This window comes from Micropruina sp. (genome assembly GCF_027492755.1).
Taxonomy (GTDB): Bacteria; Actinomycetota; Actinomycetes; order Propionibacteriales; family Propionibacteriaceae; genus Micropruina.
The window spans coordinates 1-5002 of record NZ_JAPUED010000240.1 but is presented as its reverse complement, the minus strand read 5'-3'; the positions used below and the strand labels follow the sequence as shown (position 1 = coordinate 5002).

The window sequence follows — 5002 nt, the reverse complement described above, 5'->3', positions numbered from 1 at the left end:
ACTCGAAGGTGCCGCTGGCCGCCTTCCTCGACGCCCACGAGACCGACGACGAGCAGGCCCGCGAGGTGTCGCTGACCTCGTTCTCGAAGAACGTCCGCACCCATGTCGATCAGCTGTCCGGCAAGGCCTACTTCAAGTCCGACTTCGGCACCCCGGAGTTCGTGGTGATGTTCATTCCGAGTGAAGCGCTGGCCGCCGAGGCGCTCAGCCGCCAGCCCGATCTGCACGAGTACGCGTCGCAGCGCAACGTGATCCTGGCCACGCCGACAACCCTGATCGCGTTGCTGCGGGCGGTGGCCTACGGCTGGAAGCAGGCCGCTCTCGCCGAATCGGCCGCGGAGGTGTCCGAGGTCGCTCGTGAGCTGTACGACCGGCTGCGCACCCTGGGCGGACACTTCGACAAGATCGGGCGGTCGCTGACCGCGTCCGTGACCGCCTACAACCAGGCGGTCGGCTCCATCGAGACACGGGTGTTCCCGACCGCGCGCAAGCTGCGCGACCTGCACGTCAGCGGCAAGGAGTTGGCGACGGTGAACGCGGTGGAGGCCGCCGTCCGGCCACTGACGGCGTCCGAGCTGGTCGACGACGCCGCTCAGGTCACGCCGATGATCGGCGCCAGGGCGAGCGACCCCGAGGGCCTGAACCGGCCGCAGCCCGCACTCGATGAGCTGATCGCCGGTGAGATCGTCGATCCGCCCGCATCTCGGCGTCGGCGAACAGCCGGCTGAGGTGAGCGCGAGAATGGATCAATGAGCGTCACCACGCAGGACAGCACGGGCGTCAGCGTCACCGCGCAGAGCATTGAAGAGGCGGCCGATAGGTTGGCCGGCGTCATCATCGAGACCCCGCTGCAGTTCAACAAGCGGCTCTCGGACGCCACCGGCGCCCAGGTCTGGCTCAAACGCGAAGACCTGCAACCCGTCCGCAGCTACAAGCTGCGCGGCGCCTACAACCTGATCAGCCAACTGGGCGCCGACGAGCGGGCCGCCGGGGTGGTCTGCGCGAGCGCCGGCAACCACGGCCAGGGCGTCGCGTTCGCCTGCGCCAAGCTCGGCATCGAGGCCAAGGTCGTCGTGCCGTCCACCACACCGCGGCAGAAGCGGCAGCGGATGCGCCAGCTGGGCGAGGGCTGGGTCGAACTGATCGTCCACGGCGAGACCTACGACGAGGCTGCCGCCCGCGCCGACGAGATCGTCGCCACCGAGGGCCGCACCATGGTGCCGGCCTTCGACGACCCCCGGACGGTGGCCGGTCAGGGCACCGTGGCGGCTGAGATCGTCCGTCAGCTGGGCCGAGCACCCGACACGCTGATCGTTCCGGTGGGTGGCGGCGGCATGATCGGCGGCTGCATGACCTGGCTCGCCGAGCGGCACCCGACCAGCAAGGTGGTGGGGGCGGAGCCGTCCGGGGCGGCGTCCATGGCGGTCGCGCTGGAGGCGGGCCGGCCGCGCGATCTGCTCAAGCTGGACACCTTCGTCGACGGCGCCGCGGTGCGCCGGGTCGGCGAACTCACCTTCGACATCGCCCGCCGGCTCAAGCCGCACATGTTCTCGGTGCCCGAGGGCCGGATCTGTTCCGAGATGCTCGAGCTGTACCAGGTGGACGGCATCATCGCCGAGCCGGCCGGCGCCCTCGCCACCGCCGCGCTCGGCCTCTACAAGCCGTCGCCGGGCCGGGTGGTGGTCGCCATCATCTCCGGCGGCAACAACGACCTCTCCCGCTACGCCGAGATCGCCGAGCGCGCGTTGGTCTACGAGGGGCGCAAGCACTACTTCCTGGTCAACTTCCCGCAGGAGCCGGGGGCGCTGCGCCGCTTCCTCGACGATGTGCTGGGTCCCGACGATGACATCACCCTGTTCGAGTACGTGAAACGGTCGAACCGGGAGACCGGTCCGGCGCTGGTCGGCGTCGAACTGGGCGACCCCACGGATCTGCAGGGCCTGCTCGATCGGATGAAGAGCAGCCGCCTGATCGTCGACCGGATCGCGCCCGACAGCCCGTTCTACCGTTTCCTGGTCTGAGCTCAGGGTCCCGTCCCGGTCAAGCCAGCCACTGCTGGTTGAGCTTGTCGAAACCCCTGGTCGCACGGTCGAAAGGATCTCGACAAGCTCGATCAGCGGTGTCTCGCGCTCGATCGACGGTGTCTCACACTCGATCGACGGTGCTGCTCAGGCCTCGGCGCGACGCATGTCCTTGCGCAACTCGGGGGGCAGCGCGAAGACCAGGTTCTCCTCGGTCAGCCTTTCCTCGACGGCGGCCGGGAAGCCGCGTTCTTCCAGGAAGGCGAGCACTCCCTGCACCAGTTCGTCCGGCACCGAGGCACCTGAGGTGACGCCGACCTTCTGCACACCCTCGAGCCAGGTTTCGTCGATCTCGCCCGCATTGTCGATGCGATAGGACGCCTTCGCACCGGCCTCCAGGGCCACCTCGACCAGCCGCACCGAGTTGGACGAGTTCCGGGAGCCGACGACGATCACCAGATCCGCGTCCGATGCGATCTGCTTCACCGCGGACTGTCGGTTCTGGGTCGCGTAGCAGATGTCGTCGCTGGGCGGGTCGATCATCTGCGGGAACTTCTCGCGCAACTTGCCGACCGTCTCCCAGGTCTCGTCGACGCTGAGGGTGGTCTGCGAGAGCCAGGCGACCTTGGCCGGGTCGGCGACCTCGACGTTCGCCACGTCCTCAGGACGCTCCACCAAGGTGATGTGCTCCGGGGCCTCACCGGTGGTGCCCTCGACCTCCTCGTGTCCCGCGTGTCCGATCAGCAGGATCTGCAGCCCCCGGTTGGCGAACCGCCGTGCCTCGCTGTGCACCTTGGTGACCAGCGGGCAGGTGGCGTCGATGGTTTTCAGGCCCCGCTCAGCGGCCTGGGTGTGCACTGCCGGCGACACCCCGTGCGCCGAGAAGACCACGGTCGAGCCGGTGGGAACCTCGTCCAACTCGTCGACGAAGATGGCCCCGCGGGCCTCCAGGTCTTCGACCACATGCCGGTTGTGCACGATCTGCTTGCGCACATAAACCGGTGCGCCGTACAGGTCCAGCGCCCGCTCGACCGTGACGACCGCCCGGTCGACGCCGGCACAGTATCCGCGGGGCGCGGCGACGACGACGCGTTTGGATTCGGTCATGGCGGCCAGTCTATCGACCGCGTTCTGCGGCCCGTCCGCCGGGTCGCCCCGCTCGCGCTCGCCGAACTATTCAGGGCTCGCTGAGTTCGGCGAGCGGTCGATAGTCCGGCGAGCGGTGGGCTGGGAGGACGGCGTTCGCCGGGTCTTGTCGGCGGCGGCCAGTAGGGTCGGGCCATGCCGATGACCAGCAGTCCGGAGCAGCCGCAACCGCTGCGGACGATCCTGGCTGCCACCAAGAGTTGGGTGGAGCGGCTCGGCAGCGTCTGGGTCGCCGGTCAGTTGCTCGAGTTGAAGCGTCGCTCCGGCGGCGCCACCCACTTCCTCACTCTGCGCGATCCGTTGGCGGAGGTGTCGGTCACCGTCACCGCGTCGACCGGCGTCCTGGACACCGCCGGACCGATCGCCGAGGGCATGGAGGTCGTCGCGCTGGTCCGGCCGACCGTGTGGAGCCGCAGTGGATCGCTCACCTTCGAATGCAGCGACCTGCGCGCCTCCGGCGAGGGACGGCTGCTCGCCCAGATCGAGCAGCGCAAGCGGATGCTGCAGGCCGAAGGGCTGTTCGACCGCGCCCGCAAGCAGACCCTGCCGTTCCTCCCGCGAGCCGTCGGACTGATCACCGGTGAGGGCAGCGCCGCCGAGCGCGACGTCCTGCAGGTGGCGCGGAGCCGCTGGCCGGCCGTCCGATTCACCATCAAGCACGCCATGATGCAGGGAACCTCCTGCGTCGAACAGGTGCGGGACGCCCTGGCCGCCCTCGATCGCGACCCGGACGTGCAGGTGATCGTGATCGCCCGGGGCGGCGGCTCACTCCAGGATCTGCTGCCCTTCTCGGACGAGTCGCTGGCCCGCGCGGTGTTCGCCTGCCGCACCCCGGTGGTGAGCGCGATCGGGCACGAGCCGGACACCCCGATCCTCGACCTGGTCGCCGACGTCCGTGCCGCCACCCCTACCGACGCCGCCAAGCGGGTGGTCCCCGACGTCACCGAGGAACGCACCCGGGTCCACCAGGCGGGCCAGCGGGTACGGGCCGCGATGCTGCGGATGCTCGATCGCGAGACGCAGTTCGTCGCCACCATGCGCACCCGGCCGGTGCTGGCCGACCCGCTCGGGCCGATCACCGTCCAGGCCGGCCAAGTCACCGAGCTGCGGGCGCGGGGCGAACGCGCCGTCCGGGCCCGGCTGCGCGAAGAGGCGTCCTGGGTCGAACACGCGCTGGGACGAATCCGCGCACTGTCACCGCGGGCCACCCTGTTGCGCGGCTACGCGATCGTCAGCACCGCGGCCGGTGAACCGGTCGACTCCACCACCGTTGTATCGCCCGGCGACTCAGTCGTCACCATGCTTGCCGACGGCCTCTTCCGCGCCGAGGTCACGGCAGTCGAAACCAGGAGGGAATCCGATGGCTGAGCAGCCGCAGAGCTACGAGCAGGCCAGACAGCGCCTGGTCGAAGTGGTACAGACCCTCGAAGCCGGCTCCGTGCCCCTGTCGAAGGCGATGGAGCTCTGGCAGGAGGGTGAGGCGTTGGCCCGTCGCTGCGAGGAATGGTTGGACGGCGCCCGCGCCACCATCGAGGCCGCCAGTGCTCCCGCTCAATCTGCGGAGTCTCCCGAGGACTGAGGTCGGCCCCACCGCTGGTCGATCACCCACTCACCGTCTGGCCCCTCCGTTGGTCGAGCTTGTCGAGGCCCCTCGCGGAGTTCTGGTCTTCTCCTCGTGGTCACCTTTGGTCGCCGCGGTGGTGGGGGATGGCTGCGCCGCCCGCTTACGGGTGCCTCCAGACGCCCACCTACCTGCCACAGCCATCCCCCACCACCGCTTCAAATCTCCGCGTGCGCGCTGACCAAAGCACCTCTATCGTCATCCCGGACTTGAT

5 protein-coding genes are annotated in these 5002 nt (G+C 69.4%); 4 read left to right on the top strand and 1 reads right to left on the bottom strand.

Features of this window, described 5'->3' with window-relative positions; translation table 11 throughout:
• On the top strand, window positions 1-728 hold a 728-nt coding region (locus Q0066_RS16485), incomplete at its 5' end, for a DNA recombination protein RmuC (protein WP_298134986.1).
• 21 nt (window positions 729-749) lie between these two features.
• Window positions 750-2021 carry a threonine ammonia-lyase IlvA gene (gene ilvA / locus Q0066_RS16480; protein ID WP_298134984.1) on the top strand — a complete coding sequence of 424 codons (1272 nt, stop codon included), beginning with the start codon at window positions 750-752 and terminating at the stop codon, window positions 2019-2021.
• A gap of 147 nt (window positions 2022-2168) precedes the next feature.
• Here ilvA and Q0066_RS16475 read toward each other — a convergent pair whose 3' ends face one another.
• A complete protein-coding gene (locus Q0066_RS16475; protein WP_298134983.1) occupies window positions 2169-3128 on the bottom strand; it encodes a 4-hydroxy-3-methylbut-2-enyl diphosphate reductase in 960 nt (319 codons plus the stop codon).
• 180 nt (window positions 3129-3308) lie between these two features.
• Between Q0066_RS16475 and xseA the strand changes: the two genes are divergently transcribed.
• Together xseA and Q0066_RS16465 are read left to right on the top strand one after the other, a co-directional pair.
• On the top strand, window positions 3309-4535 hold the full coding sequence (gene xseA / locus Q0066_RS16470; protein ID WP_298134981.1) for an exodeoxyribonuclease VII large subunit: 1227 nt from the start codon (window positions 3309-3311) through the stop codon (window positions 4533-4535).
• Window positions 4528-4746: an exodeoxyribonuclease VII small subunit gene (locus Q0066_RS16465; protein ID WP_298134979.1), complete on the top strand. Its 219-nt coding sequence runs from the start codon at window positions 4528-4530 to the stop codon at window positions 4744-4746. Before xseA ends, Q0066_RS16465 begins: the two co-directional genes overlap by 8 nt.
• The last annotated feature ends 256 nt before the right edge of the window (window positions 4747-5002 follow it).